The organism is Microbacterium sp. NPDC087589 (assembly GCF_044743635.1).
Lineage (GTDB): Bacteria > Actinomycetota > Actinomycetes > Actinomycetales > Microbacteriaceae > Microbacterium.
This window is the reverse complement of record NZ_JBIUWV010000002.1, coordinates 124,271-145,544: the sequence shown is the minus strand read 5'-3', so window position 1 is coordinate 145,544 and position 21,274 is coordinate 124,271. Positions and strand designations below refer to the sequence as shown.

Genomic DNA, 21,274 nt, shown 5'->3' with positions numbered 1-21,274 from the left:
ATGTCCCTGGCGACGGAAGACGGCACGGACGTCTCGAACAGGGGCGCGGGGAGTCGTGCGGACGACTCCCCGCGCCGCACCGGCGCGCTGGCGGGTGGACTGGTCATCGCGGTGATCGTGCTGACCGCCGCCGCCATCGCTTCGCTCGCAGTGGGCAATCGGGCGATCGACCCCGCGACCGTGTTGCAGGCGCTCTTCGCCTATGACGACGAGAACCCCCTGCACCTGATGATCACGGAGCTGCGGGTGCCACGCACGCTGCTCGGCATCGCCGTCGGCGCGGCCCTCGCGGTCTGCGGCGGGCTGATCCAGGCATTCACGAGGAATCCGCTGGCCGACCCCGGCATCCTCGGAGTCAACGCCGGCGCGTCGTTCGCCGTCACCTTCGCCGTAGGCGTGCTCGGGCTCACGGCACCGGGTGCCTACGTGCCCTTCGCCCTGCTCGGTGCGTTCGTGTTGACGATGCTGGTCTACACGCTCGGCTCGTTCGGACGCTCGGGCGCCACACCGATGAAGCTCACACTCGCCGGAGTCGCACTCGGCGCGGCCTTCACGGGTTTCACGACGGCGATCGTGCTGCGCGACCTCGGCACTCTGCAGGTCATGCGCTTCTGGGGAGTCGGATCCATCGGCGGGCGCACTCTCGACCAACTCGCCTGGGCCGCACCGTTGATCGCCGCCGGCCTCGTGATCGGGTTGCTGTGCGCACGTTCTCTGAATGCGCTGGCACTGGGCGACGATCTGGCGCAGTCGCTCGGGGCACGCGTGCGCGTGACCCGAGTGCTCGTCATCATCGCCGTCACCATCCTCGCCGGGACGAGCGTCGCAGCAGCCGGCCCGATCGCCTTCGTGGGGCTCATGATCCCGCACGTCGTGCGCTGGTTCACCGGTCCCGATCAGCGCTGGGTGCTGACCTACTCGATGGTCGTCGGCCCGGCCTTCCTGCTTCTCGCAGACATCCTCGGCCGCGTCGTGCTGCCCAGCGGCGAGCTGCGGGTCGGCATCGTCACGGCGCTCCTCGGCGCCCCCATCCTGATCATTCTCGTGCGCCGCAAGAAGGTGAGCGGGCTGTGAGTGTCGATCAGCGCCCCCTCGACCGGACCGCCCCTCTCCGGACCGTCGTCGACGGGCGAACCCCCGAGTTCACTCCCGTCGATCACGGTCGCCGCCTGCTGCGCATCGAGACCTCCCGCATCGCAGCGCTCATCCCGGTCCGCTCCGTCGTGGTGTGCGCGGTGCTCATCGTCGTGATCGTCTCAGCCGGCCTCGCCTCGATGACCATCGGCGCCTACGACGTGGACTTCCCCTCGATCGTCCGCGCGGTCTTCGACCCGGCATCCGACCCCGACATCCGTCAGGTGGTGTTCGAGTGGCGGCTGCCCCGCGTGCTGTTCGCTGTGCTGTGCGGCGCCGCGCTCGCGCTCGCCGGCGGCATCTTCCAATCACTCACCCGCAATCCGCTCGGCTCCCCCGACATCATCGGCTTCGGTGTCGGCGCACAGTTCGGCGTGACGCTGATGATGGTCGTGCTCGAACTGAACACCTACGTGTTCAAGGCGGTCGGCGCACTCGTCGGCGGCCTGTTCACGGCCCTGCTCGTCTACGTGCTCGCGAGCAAGAACACGCTGTCGTCCTTCCGACTCATCATCGTGGGAATCGGCGTCTCGGCGGGGCTCGGCTCCCTGACGTCGTGGATCCTGATCTCGGTCAGCATCGAGAAGGCCATGATGGCGGCGACCTGGGGAGCGGGCTCGCTCGCCTCCCTCGGCTTCGATCAGCTCGTCCCCGCCGCGATCGTCTTCGCCGGCGTCACTCTGGCGTCCCTTCCCCTGAACCGCACTCTGCCGGTGCTCGAGATGGGCGATGACGCGGCGACCGCACTCGGGGTGAGCCCCGGGCGCACCCGACTCGGCGCGATGGTGTTCGGTGTGGCTCTGGTCGCCCTGGTCACCGCAGCCGCCGGGCCGATCTCGTTCATCGCCCTCGCCGCCCCGCAGATCTCGCAACGACTCACCCGCTCGAACACTCCGATGGGCACCGCTCCGGTGATGCTGACCGGAGCCGCGCTCGTGGTGGTGTCGGATGCCGTCGCCCAGCTCGTCGCCGTGCCGGTGGGCGTGGTGACGGTGTCGGTGGGCGGCCTCTACCTCGCCTGGCTGCTGGCGGCCCAGTACGCGCGCCGCACCTGAAAGGAACCCTGATGACCACCTCGCTGCTCGCCCGCGATCTCACCCTGGGCTATGGAGACACCCCCGTCGTCTCGGGGCTGTCGCTGCAGGTTCCGGACGACTCGTTCACGATCATCATCGGTCCGAACGCATGCGGAAAGTCGACTCTCCTGCGCGGATTCGCGCGGCTGCTGCGCCCGACCACCGGCACCGTGCTGCTCGACGGGGCCGAGCTGCGCACCCTCAAGCCGAAGGAGGCCGCGCGCAGGCTCGGGCTCCTCCCCCAATCGTCGATCGCGCCCGACGGCATCACGGTCGCCGACCTCGTGGGGCGTGGCCGGTTCCCCCATCAGAGCGCTCTGCGCACCTGGAGCAGCGCCGACGAGCACGCGGTGTCGGAGGCGATGGCGGCGACCGGGGTCAGCGACCTCTCACGCCGACTCGTCGACGAACTCTCCGGTGGTCAGCGCCAGCGGGTCTGGGTCGCGATGGCCCTCGCGCAGCAGACGAAGCACCTGCTGCTCGATGAGCCGACGACCTTCCTCGACATCGCGCACCAGATCGACCTGATGGAGCTGTTCGCCGACCTGCACCGCAGCGGAACGACCCTGGTCGCGGTGCTGCACGACCTCAACCACGCCGCGCGCTATGCGACGCATCTCGTCGCGATGCGCGACGGCGAGATCGTGGCTCAGGGCGACCCGAGCGAGATCATCACCGCCGAACTCGTCGAGGCCGTGTACGACCTGGCCTGCCGGGTGATCACCGACCCGGTCGCCGGAACACCGCTCGTGCTGCCGCTCGGACGGAGGACGCCATGACCATGACTCCCCGAAGACTCTTCGCGATCGCTCTGACCTCGCAGGGTCGGGGGCTCACCCTGACCGCAGCGACGACGCTGCTCGTGCTCCACTCGCTCGCCGAGGCCACGATCCCTGTGCTCATCGGCGCCACGATCGACCGCGCCGTGCTTCCCTCCGATCCTCTGGCGCTCGCACTCTGGCTCGGTGTGCTCGTCGGGACGTTCGTCGTGCTGACGGCGAGCTACCAGGGTGCCTCGCGACTGATGGTCGGCGTCTACGGATACGGCGAGCAGGCGCTGCGTCACCTCACACTCTCTCGGATGCTGCGCCCCCGCCTTTCCCGACGAGCCGTGACCCCCGGAGAGGCGCTGACCTTCGTGACGTCCGACACGTATCGCGTCGCCGGGGTCGCGTGGTCGGTCGCTCAGCAGTGCGCGACCATCGCGGCGATCGTCGCAGCGGCGCTCGCGATGCTGGTGATCTCACCGATGGCGACGCTCGTCGTGTTCACGTCGACTGTCGCGATGATGTGGGTGATGCGGATGGTCTCCCGCCCGCTCGAGCGTCGGGGATCGGTGGAACAGCATGCGGCAACCGAGGCCGGCGCCGTCGCCGCCGACTTCATGTCGGGGTTCCGCGTGCTCGTCGGCATCGGCGCACGCGAAGAGGCGGTGCGGCGATATGTGGTGGCCAGCGATGCGAGTCGCATCGCTGCGACGGCCGCCGGACGATCGCTCGCCTCCTACGAGGCGGTGAGCTCTCTGCTCGCCGCGGTGGCCACCACTGCGCTGGCAGGGCTGTCGGCCTGGTTCGCCGCCGAAGGCCAGATCAGCATCGGCGAGCTGGTGACCGTGCTCGGCCTCGCGCAGTTCCTCAGCGGATCCCTCGCCCACGCCGGGTCTTTCCCGTCGAACTGGATCCACAAGCTCGCCTCGGCGAAACGCCTCGCCGACACGATCAACGCCGATGACCTGCTCGACGCACCGCGAGCGACGCCACCGCTCGACCGCGAGCGCGAGGTCGTGACCCACGCCGCGAACGGTGTCGCACTGGCCTTCCGCCTCGGCCCCGAAGGTGCCGAGCGCATCGAGGTGCGCACGGGCGAACTGCTCGGCATCCGCCCCTCCGACAGCGACGGTGCGCGTGCTCTCTCGCGCCTGCTCGGCCTGCGGACCCCGACTGAGCGAGGCCGGGTCTCGGTCTCGGTCGACGGCACTCTGCGCGACCTGAGAGACCTGGATGCCGCGGACTACCGCCGACGCGTCGTCGCACTGCCGCACCGCCACACGATCGTGAGCGGCACGCTGCGTGAGGCCGTGCGCGGACACGGAGACGCCGACGATCCGCATCCCGAGCTCATCGAGGCGGCAGCGCTGCACGACACGGTCGCCGAGGTCGGCGGGTGGCACGCGCAGGTCGGGGAGTCGGGCAGACGACTCTCGGGCGGACAGCGTCAGCGCATCGGGATCGCACGGGCACTGCACACCGACGCCGCGGTCGTCGTGTTCGACGAGCCGACCTCAGCCGTCGACGCGATCACCGAGGCGCACATCGCTCGAGCTCTCTCGGGACTCGACCGGACGACCATCGTGATCAGCACCTCGCCGACTCTGCTCGCCGCGTGCGACCGGGTCGTCGACCTCTCGGATGAAGGATCGGAAACCCGCCATGACTGACACGCCGACCCCGCTGCTGCCGATCGCGACCGGCGCCAGGGTGCTCGCCGTCATCAGGATGCTGCTGCGCCGCCACCGGCGGCGATCGCTGGGCACAGCGGTGCTCTTCCTCGTGGCATCCGCTCTGGGAGTGGTGCTGCCGGCGTGCCTCGGCCGGATCGTCGACGCCGTGTCGGCCGACGCGGGCATCGCGGTCATCGTCGGCTGGGTGGTCGGCGCGGGAGCCGGAGCGATCGCCGCCGCGCTGGTGATGCTGTGGGCGGCGCGCGTGCTGAGCGGGCTGGTGCAGGATGTGCTGGCCGATCTGCGCGAAGACGTGTTCGCGTCGGCGATGCGCCTGCCGGTGAGCGCGGTCGACGACGGCGAGACCGCCGATCTGCTCTCCCGGGTCACCGGGGACGTCGACGCGGTGGCCGAAGCAGGCGGTGATGTCGTGCCTGTGCTGCTGTCGGCGGGCTTCGCCATCGGCGTCTCCCTGGTCGCGCTGACCGCCCTCGACCCGTGGCTCGCCCTCGCGGGTATCGCGAGCGCGCCGTTCTACCTGCTCGGCACCCGCGCTTTCCTTCGGCGCTCGCGCGTGGTGTTCCGCGAGGTTCGGGTGCGCGAGGCCGCGCGCAGCCAGGCCGTGCTCGAAGCCGTGGAGGGCATCGAGACCCTCACCGCCCTCAACGAGCAGGACCACGCTCTGACGCGGGTCAGCACGCGGGCTGAGGACTCGATCCGGATGCAGATCGAGGGCGTCCGCGTGCGCAATCGTCTGTTCCGCTGGATCAACGGCGGCGAGCTGGTCGGTCTGGGTGCGATCCTCGCCACCGGGTTCGTGCTGCAGGCGAGCGGCGCGATCACCGTCGGAATGGTGACGACGGCCGCGCTGCTGTTCCATCGGCTGTTCGATCCGGTCGGCCAGCTCATCTTCGGTCTCGACGACATCCAGCGCGCGGCCATCGGGCTCGCGCGGCTCGTCGGTGTGATCGACCTGGCGCCGGCGGGGGCGGCGACCGCCACTGCGACCGAGGCGACGCGCTCGCCGGACCCGAAGAGTCCAGCGGCGCCCGTGGGCGTCGACCTGCGCGATGTCGACTACCGCTACCCGACGACGGGGCGAGGCATCACCGGCCTCACGCTGCGCATCGAACCGGGCACGACGACCGCGCTCGTCGGATCGTCGGGTTCGGGCAAGAGCACGCTCGCCCGGGTCATCGCCGGACACCACCCGCCGACCTCCGGCCGTGTGCGCTTCGAGCCTCAGGCGACGACTCCGTACTACGTGTCGCAGGAGCTGCATCAGTTCCGCGGCACGATCGCCGACAATCTGCGCCTCGTCGCGCCCGATGCGAGCCACGATGAGGTGGTCACCGTGCTGGCGGCGGTCGGAGCCGAGTGGGCGGTGGCGTCGCTGACATCCCCCGACGGGGGTGCCGCTCTCGATGAGGGACGCATCCAGCAGCTGGCGATCGCGCGTGCGCTGCTCGCCGACCCTGCCGTGGTGATCCTCGACGAGGCGACGGCCGATGTCGGACTGCACCATCGTGACGCCGTCGAAGAGGCGATCAGAGTGCTGCGCCGGGATCGCACGACCGTGCTGATCGCGCATCGCCTCGAACCGGTGTCGACCGCCGAGCAGATCGTCGTCTTCGCCGACGGTCGTGCGGTCCAGCGCGGAACCCACGATGAGCTGCTCGTGGCCGACGGGCTCTATCGCAGCTTCTGGCTGGCGCAAGAGGCGTCCCCGACGGGAAGAGAGTGGACGCGACGGCGGGAGTCGAACCCGCAACGCGGCGCACCCAAGGTAAGGAAGGGCTAGAGATCCGCGATTTCTCGGCAGCTCTGAATGACGAGGATACGCAACGGACGACATCAAATACGGATGAGATGTGGTCGAATTGTGGCATCTGATTGGGCCTGCGTTCGGCCACCTGACTCCTAATGCGCTGTCTGGTCGCCGATAGAGTGCGGCCTATGAACTGCGCCGCGGATCCAATTGCTTGCAAGCTCGACGAAATCGCTCGGGCGCTTCAGGGATCCGAATGGAGCAGCTTCTGGCCAACCCTATTGGCGACTCTCGTCGGTGCGGCCGTCGCCGGCCTCGTCAGCATCGCGTTGTATCGACATGAGCGGAAACGCCGAAACCGCTCTGAAGTAGATGTCGCAGTGGCGGAGCTCATCCGCGAGGTGCAGGCCTACTCACACGCATACCAGGGATTCCTCCAGTACATGAGTAATTGGAGTCAGGCGGAGATGAAGCGGCTCGCGGTTGGAGGCCCTGCGACCGGCTATTCGCATCCCGGAGTCCCGGCGCGCGAGGGCATCGACACCGCGGTCGAGATGTTGGTCGTCCTCACGACAGGAGAGGACCGGCTGGTTGCTGAGCGCACCCGACAGGTGTTGTATGAACTCAACTTCCTCGAAGACTACGAAAAGCAACGCCCCGAGTACTACGCCATTCGGCGCGTGCTCGTCGCCTGGAGAGCGCAGAAGCGGACTGCAGAAGAGACCCTGACGAGCCTCGATGTTGTAGACCGCCGCCGCGAACTGATTGAGTCCGGGAACGACGAGAATCTGCCGCCCAGCCCCGAGCCGTACTCACGCGCAATGTCGGTCTGAGGACACTTGCTACCCAACCACGATGAGCGGAGAAGACGGAGATGCCCCGTCCGGGCCGCTCAACCGGGCTCTCATCTCAAGCCGCGGCCGAGGCAGGTGCCTCCGTTGTTACTACTAGATCTGCAGACCGCGTGGTCACATCCGAAGTCGCTCTGTACTGCCGTTGCCCTTGGTACGGGCAGCCCGAAAGTCGATGTGTGTCACATTGTCGCGCGGGGACTCCGGAGCTCCGAGGGCGTCGGGGGCCAGGGACCGCAGAATGGCCGGAGGGAGCCCGAGGTCGGCGACGATCCTGCCGTCCGCGAAGGGGCTCGGACCGTACTTCATCTCGATCAGCTTGCGCATAAGCTTCGGGGCTTCGTGCGGGACCGCGACGGGCTCGTTCTTCCGCCAGCCACGGGCCGAGATCTGTCGGAAGAGTGCCTGCGAGCGATCAGGGGAAATCAGGCCAAGCTGGCGTCCGCGCATGACAAGCGCCTGCATCGACATGCCCCATTTCGCTTTGAGTTGCGCGAGGTTCTTGAGCGTCATGGCTTCGCTGAACGCGCTGGCGATCGCTCGCTCGGGTGCAAGCAAGGCGCCTGCGAATAGGTTCGCCTCGCGTTCTTTCACGTCCGGATCTACCCAGGATCGGAAGGTGTGCAGCACCATGTGGCCGGCCTCGTGAGCGGCAGTGAATCGATCGCGGTCACCAGACGAGCCTGGGAACAGTGACACGACTGCCGTTTCACCGACACCCAGCCAGAACGATGCTCCGAAGTGCTGAGATTTGCCCTCTCCGTAGAGCGGCTCGTCTTCGCTGGGCAGCACGAGGGGACAGACCACAATGCCGCGGCGCTCCATAGTGCGAACGAGATGATTGATGGGTGACGTGCTGTCCAACGCCCAGAGGGCTCGGACCTCTTGAGCGATCTCCTCGATGCGGTCGATAGCGAGTTCGGTGTCACTGTCTTCAACGACAGGGAGGGACGGACGGGGGTAGCGGGACCCGTTGAGTAGGTGCTCAGAGATTCTGAATGCTTCCTTGAACAGCTGGCGGGCCTGCTCCGTGTCTCTGCTCTTCGCCGTTTTCATACGTCGGAACTCTGGCGCTGCCCCTGGCCCTGCCTGAGGCCGAAAATCGAAGAAAGCGGAGGGGAGGCCGAGTGCCGACGCGATGGTCTCGATCTGCTCGGGAGAGGCGGGTCGATCGCCACGCTCGAGCATGGAGATCAGCGGCTGCTGCATGTTGGATGCAGCCGCCAGGTCTGCCTGGGTGACGTTCATAAGTACCCGCCCATCACGGATGCGCGTGCCGTCAGCCATTCTCGACCTCGTCCTCCTCCTCTGCCTCCTGGCCGAAGTACTCGAGTTCTTCGTCCCGCTGCTCGAACTTCATGTCTGCGAAGGAAACGCCTCGCTCGAGATAAACGTTGAGATCGAGGGGCGCGTTGCGGTTGAGGCGAACAGACCCTAGCGTGTGCACGAGACGCAGCTTGAATTCTTCACCCTGACGCTCCCACAGGAGCAGAAAGTTGTGCGCAGCGAAGAGCACGTTCGGATCGAGCTCGAGGAGAGAGTTGCTGTAGTAGCTCACGCGAGTGGGGTTGCGGCCACTCGGGGGAACCACTTCCGGCGCCCACGTGTGGAGGACTCGAATCGAGTGCGAACCGTTGGCGAGGCGCACGGGGCAATTGGGCCCCGGGTTCTTAACGAGACGCCAACCTCCCATTGTGCCGTCCTCAAGAATCTCGAGCTCCCGATGCACGAGTGCTCGCGCGACGTGGGTCCGCGTGCTGCTGTACTTCTCGATCGAGGCGAGTGGGCCTTCGGCGCCGAATGCCCTGTCCAAAGCAGGGGCTGCGACGTCAAGGGCATCGAAGACAGCGTCGCTCGCAGGCTGCACTGACTCCAGCAGCTGGGTGATCTCATCGGGTGTGCTCACGGTTGTTATATTATCACGCACTTCAGCACACTGCGAGTCGAAACAGACGGCAGCGCCTACATTCGAATCGGATGGCGCCCTACCCGCCTCAGCCTGGAGAAACGGACCGTCATAACTCACGGGCTCGGCGGGTCGCATCACTCGTCATGGCTTTGGCGAGCACGCTTCAAGGCGGCATCGCAACGGCAGGAGCGCTCCCCGGGATTCTCGAGACGCCTAGGGCTAGGTGGACGCGACGGCGGGAGTCGAACCCGCAACGCCTTCAGGTATGAGCTGAGGCCCGGGACCGCCCGGATCGCCGCGATGGGAATGACGCTACCCGGCTGTGATCAGGAAGGCCAGGATCGTTGCGGGGATTGACAGAGTGAGTCCGCGCATGACAAGGGTCGTCACGCCGCGTCACACGACGGCGTCCGACGAGCGGTGTAGCGTCGCGGATATGGCAGCCGCAGACAGTCCCGCGACGACCCCGCAGAAGACCCACCGCTACCTCCGTCTTTCACTGGTGCTGGTCGTGTTCGCACTGCTCGTCGCCGTCGCACTGCAGAGCGTCGTCGTCCTGTGGGAGCCGCTCACGTTCGGCTGGAACCCGCTCCACTCGATCAGCCATGCGGTCTACACGCCGGCGCGTGATGTCTTCGCCGGAGCGCTGATCGCGGCATCCGTCGTCCTGCTCGCCCTCTCGGGTCGCAGCCGAGCGACGACTCTGCTCGACGTGTGCGCCGTTCTCGCACCGCTCATCGCGATCGTCCCGACCGGGCTCGCCGACACGCGCGCGGTCGGTCACATCCCGTGCCCGGTCACCACCGACTGCATCCCGGCGGGGCACATCGGCAGCGCCAAAGCCGGCATCGCCGTGTACGCCGTGGTCGTGGTCGTCGTCGTGATCACGATGGCCGTGATCCGCCGCCGCACGCGCACCCCGAACCGGTCAGCCGCGCTGGTGTCGGCGATCGCGCTCGTCACCGCCGCGGTGGTCACGGCGCTCGCTTTCGCACCGGCATTCAACGAGTATTTCCCGTTCAACTTCTGGCCCGTGGCCAGCATCCACTTCGCCGTGACCCTGTCGTTCTTCGGAGTATTCGCCGCAGTCCCGATCCTCTACGCGGGCGGCCCGCTCGACCCCGGCGAGACCCCGCCCACGCCCCGCCAGCGATCGATCTACCGCTGGATCTCGGGACTGCTGATCGCCGACCTCGTGCTGCTCGTGGTGGCGGTGCTCTTCCGCCAGACCTTCGGCGAGACCCCCGTCGTGCTCATCGGCGAGGCCATCGCCCTGATCCTGTTCGCGACATTCTGGTGGGTGCAGACCTTCCAGCGGTGGAACGACCCGAACCCGCCCTCGATCATCGCCCGCGGGCCGTTACCCGCGTGAGTCGTACACGGTCGTTCCGGTTGCAGTCGGTGCCGCCGCGACGCGAGCGAGACGGCACCAACTGCGACCGGAACTGATCGCGACAGTTCCCGATCAGCGCCGGATCGAGTCGTGGAACGGGTTCGGCTCGAGCGTGAAGTCGGTGGTCGCGTCATCCCAGGTCGCTCCCACGCCGGACGAGCGCCCGCGGCGCAGCGCAGCGAGCAGCGCAGTCGAAGGCACTCCCACCGCAAGAGCAGCAGCGCCGCCGAGCGTGCGGTCCTTCGAGCCCAGCACGCTCGCGCGGTGCCATGCCTCGTGCATCGCTCCGCCTCGTGCCGCAGGCACGAGCTTCGGGGGCAGAGCACCGGCTCTGCGCAGAGCGACGAGCTGCTCGACGTGGTTCCACCAGGTCGACTCGGCCGTCGGGTGGAAGTAGTTGTCGCGCAGCCAGGCGGGGTGAGGATGCCGGAATCGACCGGCCACGACCTCGTTGCGCCCGCCGAGCAGGCCGCTGCCGACGAAGACCGTGTTGAGCAGGCTCTTGCTCACGCCGAACGAATCCAGCGCGATCACGGGCACGCCGAGCGCCACAGCCTCGACGGCCGCGGTCGAGCTGACGGTGACGAGTCCGGCCGCCGTCGAGAGCGCGGCAGCCATCGAGGAGTACGAGACCACGAGGTTGTCGGGGCGCCGGGCAGGCAGCAGGTCGAGATACGGATCGCTCTCGAGGTGGGTCTCGGACTCCCCCGGACGCGAGCGGAGCTTGACGACGACTCGACGGTTCGGGTCGGCCTCGGCCGCCCTGATGAGGGTCGCGGCGATCTCGGCGCGTTCGTCCCGACCGACCGGCACCAGCGCCTGCGCCGCGAACACGATGTCGGTCGCCGGCATCCGCACCGCGCTCGGAGCGGCCGGGCGCTCGGCGATGAGGGTGCCTGCCGGGTGCCCCGCATCGGCCCCGAGCACGCGCGCCCGGTCGGCAGCGAGCATCCGCGATCGAGATCGGGCGAACGGCAGTGTGGCCAGCGCCGTCGGCACCTGCACGCCGATGCGGCGGCCCAGTTCGGCGAACGCGCGCTCCTCGCGATGGGAGTGCACGATGAGCAGGTCGGCGTGGCGGCGGTACTCCAGCGCACCGCGCTGGGCGGGGATAGCCATCCCCGGCAGTCCCGCGACGACCACGGGGCGGTGCGAGAGGGCGTCGATCAGACGTCCCATCAGGCGGACGAACGGCCCGCGTCCGGCGAGCAGGACGACGTCGGGCCGCTGGCCCGCGAGCCACGCGGCCGCCTGAGCGAAACCGATGCGGGTGACGTCGCCCGACAGCATCCCGGTGCCGGACAGCGCCGTGCGCTGCTGATCGATGCTCGCGGTCAGCGGCGTCTGCACCAGCAGCAGATGCGGACGGATGCCGGGCACACTGCCGATCGCCGACGCCGACCACTTCACGAAGGAGTCGGCGTCGGCGATCGCGACGACCCGCAGAGCGCCCGATTCGGTCATGCCCGATCCGGTCATGCCCGATCCGGTCATGCCAGGTCCGGTCATGCCGAGACGCGACGCAGCTTCGCCATGGGCGCGCGCTCGCTGTCGAACACGCGCTTGACGCCATCGCCCAGAGCCATCTCGATCACACGGATGTCGCGCACAAGGTGCTCGAGGCCGGTGGGCTCGAGGGAGGCCGCGTGGTCGGAGCCCCACATCGTGCGATCGAGGGTGATGTGGCGTTCGACCGCGACGGCGCCGGTCGCGACGGCCGCGAGAGAGATCTGCAGACCGCGCTCGTGGCCCGAGTACCCGACCGGCACTCCGGGGTAGCGGTCGCGCAGCGTGGCGATCGCGCGGAGGTTGGCCTCTTCGGGCTCGAGCGGGTACGTCGACGTGGCATGCATGAGCACGACGCGGTCGGTGCCGAGCGTGGTGAGCGCGCGGTCGATCTGCTCGATCGTCGACATGCCGGTCGAGAGGATGATCGGCTTGCCGGTCTCGCGCAGCGCGACGAGCAGCTCGGTGTCGGTGAGGCTGGCCGAGGCGACCTTGTGCGCCACGACGTTGAGGTCTTCGAGGAACCCGACACTGGGCACGTCCCACGGCGAGGCGAACCAGTCGAGTCCGAGCATCGTGGCGTGGTCGCCGATGGCGATGTACTCGTCGCGGCCGAACTCGACGCGGCGGCGGTAGTCGAGGTAGCTCATCGTGCCCCAGGGCGTCTCGCGCGGAACGTCGCGCATGTGCTCGGGGGTCGAGATCTCGGGGGTGCGCTTCTGGAACTTCACCGCATCGGCACCCGCCTTCGCTGCGACGTCGATCAGACGCTTGGCGATGTCGACGTCACCGTTGTGGTTGAGGCCGATCTCCGCGATGACATAAGCGGGGTGGCCGCCGCCGATCACGCGTGAGCCGATGCTGACAGTCATGGTTCCTCCGGTCGTCGAAATGCCCTTCTCCCCTGAGTACGCGCCGGGAGTGAACATCCGGGGGCCTGACGGTTACCGGCACCGGTCAGGCGGGCAACACCCGTTCGATCAGCTCTCGGACGGCCCCGTGGCCGCCCGTGCGGCTCAGCACGACACGAGCCGCCTCGCGCACGAGCGGATGCGCGTCGGCCACCGCGACCGGCCAGCCGACGATGCGCAGGGCCGGGAGGTCGTTGACGTCGTTGCCGAGATACGCGATGTCGGCGAGGGGAATGCCGACCTCCTCCGCCCACCCTCGCAGGGCCGACTCCTTGTCGTCGATGCCGTGCAGCACGGGCACGCGGAGTTTCTCCGCCCGAGCCCGCACGACCGCGTTCACCTCGGTCGAGAGGATGAGCATCGGGATGCCTGCACGCCGCAGCAGCGACACCCCCATGCCGTCTTCACGGCTCACCCGCACACGTTCGACACCATCGGCGTCGACAGTCGCGGTGTCGTCGGTGTGCACCCCGTCGAAGTCGGTGACGATCGCTCGCACCGGCACCCGCTCAGGGCTCTCATGAAGGGCTGCGAGCGCACGGGCGATGCGGAGCTGCTGCTCGTCATCGATCTCGATGGCCGTCCACTCCGGCACCTCTGCGATGCGGATGCGGCCGAAGAACCGGTGCCTCGCCTCACGGAAGCCGTCGGCGCGGAACACATAGAACGCCCCCGTCTCGAGGAAGTGCGGGTCACGGTCCTGACGCCGAGGACGATGCGCGGCGTCGTGGTTGAGCGCGACGGCCGCGTCGGCATCCGTCTGTGCTGCGCCGCGCGTCTGCCCTGCGTCGCCGCGCGACCACAGGAAGCCGTAGGTCTCGTGAGCCGCGAACACGCTGTCCGCCCTGCGCTCGCGCACCTCGTGCACCGCACCCGACAGCGCGGCGCGCGCGATGAACGGCGACGTCGCCTGCAGGAACGCCACCACATCGACCGGCTCGCCTTCTCGCTCGAGCACGTCGAGCGCATGCAGGATCGCGGACTCCGACGAGGCCGTGTCACCGGAGATCTCAGCCGGGCGCCGCACGACTCTCGCCCCGGCCGCCCCACTCACCGCGGCGATCTCGTCGTCATCGGTCGAGACGACCACGAGGTGGATGCCGTCGGTCGCCGACGCGGTGCGCACGGCTCGTTCGATGAGCGGCACACCGCCGACGCGTCGGAGGTTCTTGCGCGGCACTCCCTTCGATCCGCCCCGCGCCGGGATGATCGCGACGACCCTGCCGGCTTCCGCGCTCTTCGGTTCTGCGCTCATGTCCCTCGCCCCATCCTCGTCATCGTCCTCTGAGCACCCGCCACGCACGTGCGAGTCTGCGCCGCGCTGCGAGCACTGTGAGTCTCGCCTGTTCCACCCGGCCGATGCCGCCCACAGGGCGCAGCGCACGACGCACGACCGTTTCACGCGGCGCCCCGGGGAGCCGCAGTTCGGCCAGCCTCTCGGGAGCGAAGTACCGATCCCGATCGGAGGGATGGATGCCGGCGAGCAACTGCTCGGCGCGACCGCGGAGGTGCCCGGCGACGACGGGCTGCATGGCGTAGCCGACAGCGTCGATCAGCAGCTGCATGCGCTCGGGTTCGCGATACGACGAGGCTGCCCGGGTGAGCGCATCGACGATCGTCGCCGGCACACGGTTGCTGTTCTCATACGGAGTCAGCCGCGCGAGCACGGTGCCTGCCCCGACCGCATCGATCTCACGGCCGAACAGCGCCTGCACGGTGGGCAGGGCGGTCGAGAACCCGGCGATGACGGCTGTCGCGTCGATCCGTTCGGCCAGCACCTCTGCGGCGAGCGCACCGCGGTACTCGCGGAAGTCGATGCCGTGCACCCGTGCCCGGTCGCGCAGCGCGTCGCTCAGCCGGGGCGGGGCCGAGGGGTGCGGTTTGAAGACGATGTGCTGCGGTCGCCGGCTCGCCGCGCGGTCGATCATCTCTTTCTGCAGCGCGATCTCCTCGCCCTCGCTGACGAGGCCGAGGGCCGACAGGTACTGGCCGAGCACGAGCACGGTCGACTCGCCGTCGAGAGCGCTCTCGAGTTCTGCCGTATCGTCCACCGCCGCGGCGGTCTCGGCGAGCACCGCGCGGAACAGATCGGGCGAGACCGGCACGGGCGTCGCCGTAGGCGAACCCACCAACGGGGTCAGTCCTGGCACCACGTCGACGTGCACGACCCGACCGATCCGAGCGGTCACCGTGTGCGGCATCCGCACCCGCATGGGCGCGTACGTCATCAACCCGTCGCCGATGATCGTGAGTCGCGCATGGGGGAACAGCTGCATCAGGGTGCGCGCAGGGGCGACCTGCGGGCTCTGCACGAGCAGTTCGAGGTCGTCTGAGTCGATGCCCCAGGCCCGGATCAGCAGTCGGCGCAGCAGCGGCAGGTCAGCGGCATGAGGCTTCCACGAGCTCGGATGCAGGGGGCCGAGCAGCGCGTCGAGATCTTCGATGCGATCGAACCTGTCGCGAAGGCTCGCCAGCGCGGGGTCGGTGGCGATGCTCACCGATGTCTCGGGCACCCGCGACGACACGAACGGCACGAGGATGCGCTCACCGTGGTCGCCGAGCAGCCCGCCGTCGAGCGCACCGGCTGCGGTGGCCAACCCATAGGCGCTGTGCACCGCGAAGAGCTGCGTCATGCCGCGAGCCCCAGATTGCGCAGCAGCGGTGCCAGCACGCGGCGCCGCGGCCCGTCGAGACGCGCCAGCACGGCCGATGCCTCGCCCTCGGGCAGACGCGCGAGGAGTCCTCGGATGCCGGCACGCATCTCTCCGCGCAGCGACGGGGTCATCCTCCTCGAACGCACGAGATGACGGGAGGATAGCGCCATCACGCTCCACACCGCCTTCGGCACGAACAGGTCGGACTCGGCATCCGCGTCGACGATGTCGAGCACCTCGCCCATCGCTCGCACGAAGTCGAGCTGTCGCCGGTCGCGCACCTGCGTGAGCGATGTCGACACCCCCCGCCGGTAGAGCAGCGCCGGGGCGTCGACCACGGCGAACGATCGGGCGTGCAGGTGCAGCCGCCAGATCCACGGCCGGTCCTCGGCGGTGAAGAGGCCGGGCGTGAACCCCGCGAGCCCCTGATCGATCAGGCGACGGTGCAGGATCCCGGCCCATGCGAACGGGTAGTCGACCATGGTCGGCTCGTTGTCGGGAAGGACCGCGTCTCGGGGCGACGCGACCGCCTCACGCCACGGGTACGGCGCCGGAACGAGGGTGCGGACACCTGCCTTCACCGTGACGTGGTCGGTGCGGAGGAATTCGCAGTCGAGCTCGTTCAGCCGCCGAGCCAGCACGGAGAGCCGCTGGGGCTGCATCCAGTCGTCTCCGTCGAGGAAGCAGAACGCGTCGCCCTCGACGTGCGCGAGCCCCTGGTTGCGGGCGCTCGCGAGCCCCTTCGGTCGGGGGTTGACGATGACCTCGGCGTGGGAGAACCGCTCGGCGTATCGCCTCATCAGCGTGCCGGTGTCATCACGAGAGCCGTCGTCGATCGCCACGAGCTTGAGCGAGGCGGGGTCGTCGAACTGCCGCGTCAGCGTCTCGAGCGTCGTGCCGATGTAGGCGCCTGCGTCCTTCGCGGGCAGGATGACGGTCACGAGCGGTGTGCGCACAGAACTCCCCCGGGTCGACGGTCTCGGAATGCTCTCAGGCGCTCCTTGCCGATCGGGGGCCGGCGGGTGAACATGCGGTGACACGATCTCTGTCGACGCCCCTGCCCGCTGCCGGATTCGCACCTCACCCGGCGTTCGGCCACGATGGGAGCATGCTCTGGCCGTTCGGAACCACCTGGCGTCCGGTGCGCCAGAAGCGCCGCACCACGGTCGACCTGCGGTGGCTGAGCGCCCGCACCTGGACCCGCCGCTGGTATCCGCAGGGCATCGATCTCGGACAGTGGCACGGGCGCCGAACGCTCGCCGTGAGCTGGTTCCGCCAGCGGCTCGACGGTCATCACCTGGCGTCCCGCGTCGCATTCGTCGACCTCGAGCGCTCTCGTCATCTCGATGTGCTGCTCGCCGTCGACGAGGGAGGCGAGCTGCAGCCCGCCCCGATCCACGCCGGCGGCCTCGCCTGGTTCGACGATCGGCTGTTCGTCGCGGCGACCGGTCGCGGCATCTGGGAGTTCGACCTCGCCGGCATCCGCCGCGTGCGAGGCGCCGAGGCACGACGCGTCGCCGGTGCGCGCGGACGAGGGCTCCGCGCCACGGCACTCGTGGCGGTGCGCACGCGCGTGCATCCGATCGACCTGCGCTGCTCGTACCTCGGTCGTGTGTTCGACGACGACGGCACGCCCCTGCGGCGAGTGCTCATCGGCGAATACACGAAGGACGACACGGGGCGGATCGCGGAGTTCACGGTGCCCGACTCCGACGACGGCGACTTCCGCGAACAGAGCCGCTTCACGCCCGGCATCACACAGATGCAGGGAGCGGCACGCTGGGGCGACCGTCACTTCATATCGCAGTCCGACGGCATGCGCCCCGGCGCGCTGTGGACCGGCAGCCTCGGCGCCCTGGTGCGCGATCGGATGCCGCTTCCGGTCGGCTGCGAGGACCTCGCCCTCGACCTCGACGCGAAGCTGCTGTGGTCGCTCGGCGAGCACCCCTGGAAGCGCGTCGTTCGCGGCATCCCGTTTCAGGCGCTCGGACGCACCGACTGACAGCAGACGCCTCAGCTGGCGAACGTAGACTGTTCGGGTGAAGAACCGTGCACCTTTCCTCGTCTACACCGTGCTGCGCCTGCTGGCCTTCCTCGTGCCGCTCGCGATCATGTGGTTCTTCTTCCCGATCTTCCGCGAGTACTGGTGGCTCGCCGCGATCTTCGCCGCCCTCATCGGCATGAGCATCTCGATGCTGTTCCTGCGCCGACCTCTCACCGACGCTTCAGCGCGGATCGTCGAGCGTCGCTCGGGCCGCAGCTCTGCCGAGCAGGCCGATGCGGATGCCGAAGACGAGGCGATCGCCGGCGAGGCCAGCACCCCTACACGCCGCGAGGACTGACCCGGGCCTCCGGCTCGCCGCCGGCTCAGCCGGCGAGCGCCCAGAAGAACGCACCGGCATAGAGCAGCGCGGTCAGCGATGTCAGGGCCAGGGCCGTGACCAGTTCCTTCGCCTGCCGGTAGGTCCAGACGATGAGAACGGCCGGGAGCCCGGCGAGCAGCGCAAGCAGGCCGATCCAGGCGATCGGGTACAGCAGAGCGATGAGCACCAGGATGCCGAAGGGCGCGATCACGAACAGGGTGAAGAGCACCTGGGTCGCCCGCTTGCCGATCAGCACCGTCAGGGTGCGCTTGCCGACCAGGCGATCCTGGTCGATGTCGCGCAGGTTGTTGGCGAGCAGCACCGCGCACGCGAAGAGACCTGCGGCGATCGCCCCGAGCCAGGCCTGCTGAGGCAGCTCGAAGATCTGCACCCACGTGGTGCCGAGGGTCGCGACGAGCCCGAAGAAGATGAAGACGAACACCTCGCCGAGCGCGTTGTAGCCGTAGGGGCGCTTGCCGCCGGTGTAGAACCACGCGGCGACGATGCAGGCCGCGCCGATCGCCAGCATCCACCACTGCTCGGTGCGGATCACGATCGCGACGCCGACCGCCGCGGCGAGCGCGAAGAACACGAGCGCCGCGACGAGCACGGTTCGAGGCTTCACCCGGCCGGATGCCGTCAGACGAGCCGGCCCCACGCGCACGGCGTCCGTGCCGCGGATGCCGTCGCTGTAGTCGTTCGCGAAGTTGACGCCGATCTGCAGCAGCACGGCGACCGCGAGGCACGCCAGGGCGATCACCCAGTGGAACTCCGGGCCCGTGCTGCGTGCGGCCCCGGTGCCGATGACGACCGGGGCGACGGCGAGCGGCAGGGTGCGCAGACGGGCGGCCCCGATCCAGTCGCCTACGGTCACGGGCCCCGCATCGATGACGGCCTGGCTCGCCGGGCTGCCGCTCGCCCGCTTCGCGGGATTGCCGCTCACACGGGTCTGGTTCTTCTTGCGCTTCGAGGATGCTGCCACGCAGGGAATCCTACTGGGGGTGCCGATGGACTCCCGTCGCGGGTCAGCGGTCGGGGTTGCTGTCTTTGCCGTCGAGCCAGAGCGTGTCGGAGGCATCGCCGTGCGCTCCGCCCTTGCCGACGTGCTTGTCGCTGATCTTCGGGCCCTTGAGGATCACGTGCACCATCGCCTGCGCGTGACCGTGCCCGAGGCTGTAGTCCTGCTTGAGCCAGTTGAGCACGACGGTCGATTTCGTGGTCTCGTCGAACCCCTGCTCCTTGGCGAGTTCGATGAACTGGCGAGGGGTGAGGCCGGTCTGGGTCTCGACCTTGTCGAGGTATGCCTGGAAGGACATGGATGCTCCTGTGCGTCGTGGTTCAGTCGTCGGAGAGGAATGTCTGGATGATCGTCGCCGACGCATGGATGCCGATGATGCGCAGCATCCCCTCGCCGACGTTCGTGAAGCAGTGTGGCACGAAGGCAGGGCCTGTAGCGGTGTCGCCTGCAGAGGCGACGACCGTCTCATCGCCGACCGTGATCCGCACCGTGCCCTCGAGCACGACCCATGTCTCGGGGTAGGGGTGCCAGTGCAGGCCCGGCCCCTCGCCGGGCTGATTCTCGACGTAGAAGTACGAGATCGCCGCACCGTGATCCGCGCCGACGAACCTGCGGCTGCGTCCGGTGCCGATGCGGATGTCCGCGGCGGTGACGGCTTCGAGAGAAGATGACGTGGTGTTCATGAGCTCAGTCTCGACAAGCACGCACGCTCGTCCTAGAGTTTCGATGTGGATCGAAACTCACACGCGACTCGACCCGATACGCCCGTCGAAGGCGTCGAGCACCCCGACCATCGCGTCGAGTTCCACCTCAGCCCCGGCGACATCCAGTCGGTGCGCTTCGGCATCTCCCCCGGCCACGAGCTCGCCCACGCCGTGCGCGTGCTGCTGCGCCCGGAGCAGCATCCACTGCAGTGGGGGTGGCTGCGCGCCGTGCGAGATCGGCTGCCGCGGGAGAGCTTCGCGCTGCTCACCGCGGTGATCGGCGACGACGGCTACCTTCCGGACTTCCTCACGGCAGCGCCGGGGTGGGACATGTCGCCGGAGGCAGAGCTCGCGGCGCTGCGCATCACGCCGCTGGATCCGATGCGCGTCGACTTCGGCAAGATGGTGATCCGCTCGACCGGGTCCCGCCAGCAGGCGCTTCGCGAGATGCAGGAGCAGCCCGAGCGCGCACGCGCGATGATCGCGGACGCGTGGTCGGAGGTGTGGGATGCCGCGCTCGCTCCCGTCTGGCCGCAGCTCGAACGTCTGCTGCGATCCGACATCGCCGTCCGATCGCGGGTGATCGCCACCTCGGGGATCAGAGAGATGGCGGGTGGGCTGCATCCGACGGTCAGCTGGGGCGACGGAGCCGTGCGCGTCTCGCTTCGCCGCCACAGCGAGCTCGTCGATTGCCACGGCAGCGGACTGGTGCTCGTGCCGTCGGTGATGTCGTCGTGGGGATGCATGGTGCTCACCGAACCGCCGGCCCAGCCGACACTGTTCTATCCCGCACGAGGTGTGACCGCCGGCTGGTCCCGCGACGCGAGCGAGATCGCCGCGTCGCTCGGCGCCCTCCTCGGCCCGGCGCGCGCGACGATCCTGCTCGAGGCCGGCGTCGCTCGCACCACTTCGCAGGTGGCTCAGGATGCCGGGATCGCCGTGTCGACGGCATCCCATCACCTCACTGTGCTGCGCGACGCAGGGCTGGTCTCGAGCGAACGCGACGGCGCCAGAATGCTGCATCTGCGCACGCCCCTCGGCGAAGCGATGGTCGGCGCGGTGTTGTGAATCGCTAGTCGGCTTCGGGGGCGACCGAGATGATCGGCCGGTGCTCGTAGTAGGTCTGCAGCACGACCGTGGTGCGGGTGCTGACGTTCGCGGCGAGCCGGATGTCGCGCACGAGCTCTTCCAGCGCGCGCGGCGAGGCGACCCGCACGAACAGCATGTAGCTCGCGTCACCGGCGATCGAGTGGCACGCCTCGATCGCGTCGAGGTGCTCGAGAAGCTCGGGGGCGTTGTCGGGCTGAGCCGGGTCGAGCGGCGTGATCTCGATGAACGCCGAGAGCGGGGTGCCGACCAGCTCGGGGTCGAGGATCGCGCGGTAGCCGGTGATGACGCCTCTGGTCTCGAGGCGGCGGAGTCGCGACTGCACAGCCGAGACGGAGAGGCCGACGGCGTCGGAGAGGTGAGACAGCGTCGCGCGCCCGTCTCGTGAGATCTCGGCCAGGATTGCGCGATCGACAGAGTCATCCATGGATGTAATATTA

Annotated in this window: 21 protein-coding genes and 1 tRNA gene; 10 read left to right on the top strand and 12 right to left on the bottom strand. The window is 68.7% G+C overall.

Going from position 1 to position 21,274, the window contains the following annotated elements:
* The 6 genes from ACIOU8_RS06640 (at position 1) to ACIOU8_RS06615 (ending at position 7,251) form a co-directional block, all read left to right on the top strand.
* Complete coding sequence (locus ACIOU8_RS06640) at positions 1-1,074, top strand: FecCD family ABC transporter permease (RefSeq protein ID WP_400787322.1); 1,074 nt, start codon at positions 1-3, stop codon at positions 1,072-1,074.
* Entirely contained in the window at positions 1,071-2,189 is a 1,119-nt protein-coding gene (locus tag ACIOU8_RS06635; RefSeq protein ID WP_400787319.1) for a FecCD family ABC transporter permease, read from the top strand. Before ACIOU8_RS06640 ends, ACIOU8_RS06635 begins: the two co-directional genes overlap by 4 nt.
* Positions 2,190-2,200: 11 nt before the next feature.
* On the top strand, positions 2,201-2,989 hold the full coding sequence (locus ACIOU8_RS06630) for an ABC transporter ATP-binding protein (RefSeq protein WP_400787316.1): 789 nt from the start codon (positions 2,201-2,203) through the stop codon (positions 2,987-2,989).
* Positions 2,986-4,647: an ABC transporter transmembrane domain-containing protein gene (locus ACIOU8_RS06625; protein ID WP_400787314.1), complete on the top strand. Its 1,662-nt coding sequence runs from the start codon at positions 2,986-2,988 to the stop codon at positions 4,645-4,647. The genes ACIOU8_RS06630 and ACIOU8_RS06625 overlap by 4 nt, the downstream gene beginning before the upstream one ends.
* On the top strand, positions 4,640-6,451 hold the full coding sequence (locus ACIOU8_RS06620; protein WP_400787311.1) for an ABC transporter ATP-binding protein: 1,812 nt from the start codon (positions 4,640-4,642) through the stop codon (positions 6,449-6,451). The genes ACIOU8_RS06625 and ACIOU8_RS06620 overlap by 8 nt, the downstream gene beginning before the upstream one ends.
* Positions 6,452-6,606: 155 nt before the next feature.
* Positions 6,607-7,251 carry a hypothetical protein gene (locus ACIOU8_RS06615; RefSeq protein WP_400787309.1) on the top strand — a complete coding sequence of 215 codons (645 nt, stop codon included), beginning with the start codon at positions 6,607-6,609 and terminating at the stop codon, positions 7,249-7,251.
* A gap of 135 nt (positions 7,252-7,386) precedes the next feature.
* Here ACIOU8_RS06615 and ACIOU8_RS06610 read toward each other — a convergent pair whose 3' ends face one another.
* From ACIOU8_RS06610 to ACIOU8_RS06600, 3 genes are all read right to left on the bottom strand, one after another.
* Complete coding sequence (locus ACIOU8_RS06610; protein ID WP_400787307.1) at positions 7,387-8,556, bottom strand: helix-turn-helix domain-containing protein; 1,170 nt, start codon at positions 8,554-8,556, stop codon at positions 7,387-7,389.
* Positions 8,549-9,175 (bottom strand): hypothetical protein, encoded by a 627-nt coding sequence (locus ACIOU8_RS06605; protein ID WP_400787304.1) that lies wholly within the window; start codon positions 9,173-9,175, stop codon positions 8,549-8,551. The genes ACIOU8_RS06610 and ACIOU8_RS06605 overlap by 8 nt, the downstream gene beginning before the upstream one ends.
* A 227-nt stretch (positions 9,176-9,402) precedes the next feature.
* Positions 9,403-9,478: transfer RNA gene (locus ACIOU8_RS06600), tRNA-Met, on the bottom strand.
* A 136-nt stretch (positions 9,479-9,614) separates the two neighbouring features.
* Between ACIOU8_RS06600 and ACIOU8_RS06595 the strand changes: the two genes are divergently transcribed.
* Positions 9,615-10,550, top strand: coding sequence for a hypothetical protein (locus tag ACIOU8_RS06595; RefSeq protein WP_400787302.1), 936 nt, complete (start codon positions 9,615-9,617; stop codon positions 10,548-10,550).
* A 93-nt stretch (positions 10,551-10,643) separates the two neighbouring features.
* Here the strand turns inward: ACIOU8_RS06595 and ACIOU8_RS06590 are convergent, their stop codons facing one another.
* From ACIOU8_RS06590 to ACIOU8_RS06570, 5 genes are all read right to left on the bottom strand, one after another.
* On the bottom strand, positions 10,644-12,080 hold the full coding sequence (locus tag ACIOU8_RS06590; protein ID WP_400787300.1) for a DUF6716 putative glycosyltransferase: 1,437 nt from the start codon (positions 12,078-12,080) through the stop codon (positions 10,644-10,646).
* Positions 12,077-12,949: an N-acetylneuraminate synthase family protein gene (locus tag ACIOU8_RS06585; protein ID WP_400787297.1), complete on the bottom strand. Its 873-nt coding sequence runs from the start codon at positions 12,947-12,949 to the stop codon at positions 12,077-12,079. The genes ACIOU8_RS06590 and ACIOU8_RS06585 overlap by 4 nt, the downstream gene beginning before the upstream one ends.
* Before the next feature lie 85 nt (positions 12,950-13,034).
* Entirely contained in the window at positions 13,035-14,243 is a 1,209-nt protein-coding gene (locus ACIOU8_RS06580; RefSeq protein WP_400787294.1) for a cytidylyltransferase domain-containing protein, read from the bottom strand.
* A 19-nt stretch (positions 14,244-14,262) separates the two neighbouring features.
* Positions 14,263-15,621 carry a polysialyltransferase family glycosyltransferase gene (locus ACIOU8_RS06575; RefSeq protein ID WP_400787291.1) on the bottom strand — a complete coding sequence of 453 codons (1,359 nt, stop codon included), beginning with the start codon at positions 15,619-15,621 and terminating at the stop codon, positions 14,263-14,265.
* Complete coding sequence (locus tag ACIOU8_RS06570; RefSeq protein WP_400787288.1) at positions 15,618-16,598, bottom strand: glycosyltransferase family 2 protein; 981 nt, start codon at positions 16,596-16,598, stop codon at positions 15,618-15,620. Before ACIOU8_RS06570 ends, ACIOU8_RS06575 begins: the two co-directional genes overlap by 4 nt.
* A gap of 152 nt (positions 16,599-16,750) precedes the next feature.
* Between ACIOU8_RS06570 and ACIOU8_RS06565 the strand changes: the two genes are divergently transcribed.
* Complete coding sequence (locus ACIOU8_RS06565; protein WP_400787285.1) at positions 16,751-17,644, top strand: hypothetical protein; 894 nt, start codon at positions 16,751-16,753, stop codon at positions 17,642-17,644.
* Between the two features lie 37 nt (positions 17,645-17,681).
* Positions 17,682-17,984, top strand: a complete 303-nt coding sequence (locus tag ACIOU8_RS06560; protein WP_400787283.1) for a DUF4229 domain-containing protein — start codon at positions 17,682-17,684, stop codon at positions 17,982-17,984.
* Between the two features lie 25 nt (positions 17,985-18,009).
* On the opposite strand, the gene ACIOU8_RS06555 is transcribed toward ACIOU8_RS06560, so the two are convergent.
* From ACIOU8_RS06555 to ACIOU8_RS06545, 3 genes are read right to left on the bottom strand one after another with little or no spacing between them, the layout of a single operon-like run.
* Complete coding sequence (locus ACIOU8_RS06555; protein ID WP_400787281.1) at positions 18,010-18,987, bottom strand: 1,4-dihydroxy-2-naphthoate polyprenyltransferase; 978 nt, start codon at positions 18,985-18,987, stop codon at positions 18,010-18,012.
* Positions 18,988-19,030: 43 nt separating this feature from the next.
* Positions 19,031-19,321 carry a DUF4287 domain-containing protein gene (locus ACIOU8_RS06550; protein ID WP_400787278.1) on the bottom strand — a complete coding sequence of 97 codons (291 nt, stop codon included), beginning with the start codon at positions 19,319-19,321 and terminating at the stop codon, positions 19,031-19,033.
* A 22-nt stretch (positions 19,322-19,343) separates the two neighbouring features.
* Positions 19,344-19,706, bottom strand: a complete 363-nt coding sequence (locus tag ACIOU8_RS06545) for a cupin domain-containing protein (RefSeq protein WP_400787276.1) — start codon at positions 19,704-19,706, stop codon at positions 19,344-19,346.
* A 45-nt stretch (positions 19,707-19,751) separates the two neighbouring features.
* Here ACIOU8_RS06545 and ACIOU8_RS06540 point away from each other — a divergent pair, with 45 nt between their 5' ends.
* On the top strand, positions 19,752-20,795 hold the full coding sequence (locus tag ACIOU8_RS06540) for a DUF5937 family protein (protein WP_400787273.1): 1,044 nt from the start codon (positions 19,752-19,754) through the stop codon (positions 20,793-20,795).
* Positions 20,796-20,799: 4 nt separating this feature from the next.
* On the opposite strand, the gene ACIOU8_RS06535 is transcribed toward ACIOU8_RS06540, so the two are convergent.
* A complete protein-coding gene (locus tag ACIOU8_RS06535; RefSeq protein WP_400787271.1) occupies positions 20,800-21,261 on the bottom strand; it encodes an Lrp/AsnC family transcriptional regulator in 462 nt (153 codons plus the stop codon).
* Positions 21,262-21,274: the final 13 nt, after the last annotated feature.

Bases quoted from the DNA above. Each gene is read 5' to 3' on its own strand.
- ACIOU8_RS06640 (WP_400787322.1), top strand. From the start codon at position 1: ATGTCCCTGGCGACGGAAGACGGCACGGACGTCTCGAACAGGGGCGCG.
- ACIOU8_RS06630 (WP_400787316.1), top strand. From the start codon at position 2,201: ATGACCACCTCGCTGCTCGCCCGCGATCTCACCCTGGGCTATGGAGAC.
- ACIOU8_RS06625 (WP_400787314.1), top strand. From the start codon at position 2,986: ATGACCATGACTCCCCGAAGACTCTTCGCGATCGCTCTGACCTCGCAG.
- ACIOU8_RS06620 (WP_400787311.1), top strand. From the start codon at position 4,640: ATGACTGACACGCCGACCCCGCTGCTGCCGATCGCGACCGGCGCCAGG.
- ACIOU8_RS06615 (WP_400787309.1), top strand. From the start codon at position 6,607: ATGAACTGCGCCGCGGATCCAATTGCTTGCAAGCTCGACGAAATCGCT.
- ACIOU8_RS06610 (WP_400787307.1), bottom strand. From the start codon at position 8,556: ATGGCTGACGGCACGCGCATCCGTGATGGGCGGGTACTTATGAACGTC.
- ACIOU8_RS06595 (WP_400787302.1), top strand. From the start codon at position 9,615: ATGGCAGCCGCAGACAGTCCCGCGACGACCCCGCAGAAGACCCACCGC.
- ACIOU8_RS06590 (WP_400787300.1), bottom strand. From the start codon at position 12,080: ATGACCGGACCTGGCATGACCGGATCGGGCATGACCGGATCGGGCATG.
- ACIOU8_RS06585 (WP_400787297.1), bottom strand. From the start codon at position 12,949: ATGACTGTCAGCATCGGCTCACGCGTGATCGGCGGCGGCCACCCCGCT.
- ACIOU8_RS06580 (WP_400787294.1), bottom strand. From the start codon at position 14,243: ATGAGCGCAGAACCGAAGAGCGCGGAAGCCGGCAGGGTCGTCGCGATC.
- ACIOU8_RS06575 (WP_400787291.1), bottom strand. From the start codon at position 15,621: ATGACGCAGCTCTTCGCGGTGCACAGCGCCTATGGGTTGGCCACCGCA.
- ACIOU8_RS06565 (WP_400787285.1), top strand. From the start codon at position 16,751: ATGCTCTGGCCGTTCGGAACCACCTGGCGTCCGGTGCGCCAGAAGCGC.
- ACIOU8_RS06550 (WP_400787278.1), bottom strand. From the start codon at position 19,321: ATGTCCTTCCAGGCATACCTCGACAAGGTCGAGACCCAGACCGGCCTC.
- ACIOU8_RS06545 (WP_400787276.1), bottom strand. From the start codon at position 19,706: ATGAACACCACGTCATCTTCTCTCGAAGCCGTCACCGCCGCGGACATC.
- ACIOU8_RS06535 (WP_400787271.1), bottom strand. From the start codon at position 21,261: ATGGATGACTCTGTCGATCGCGCAATCCTGGCCGAGATCTCACGAGAC.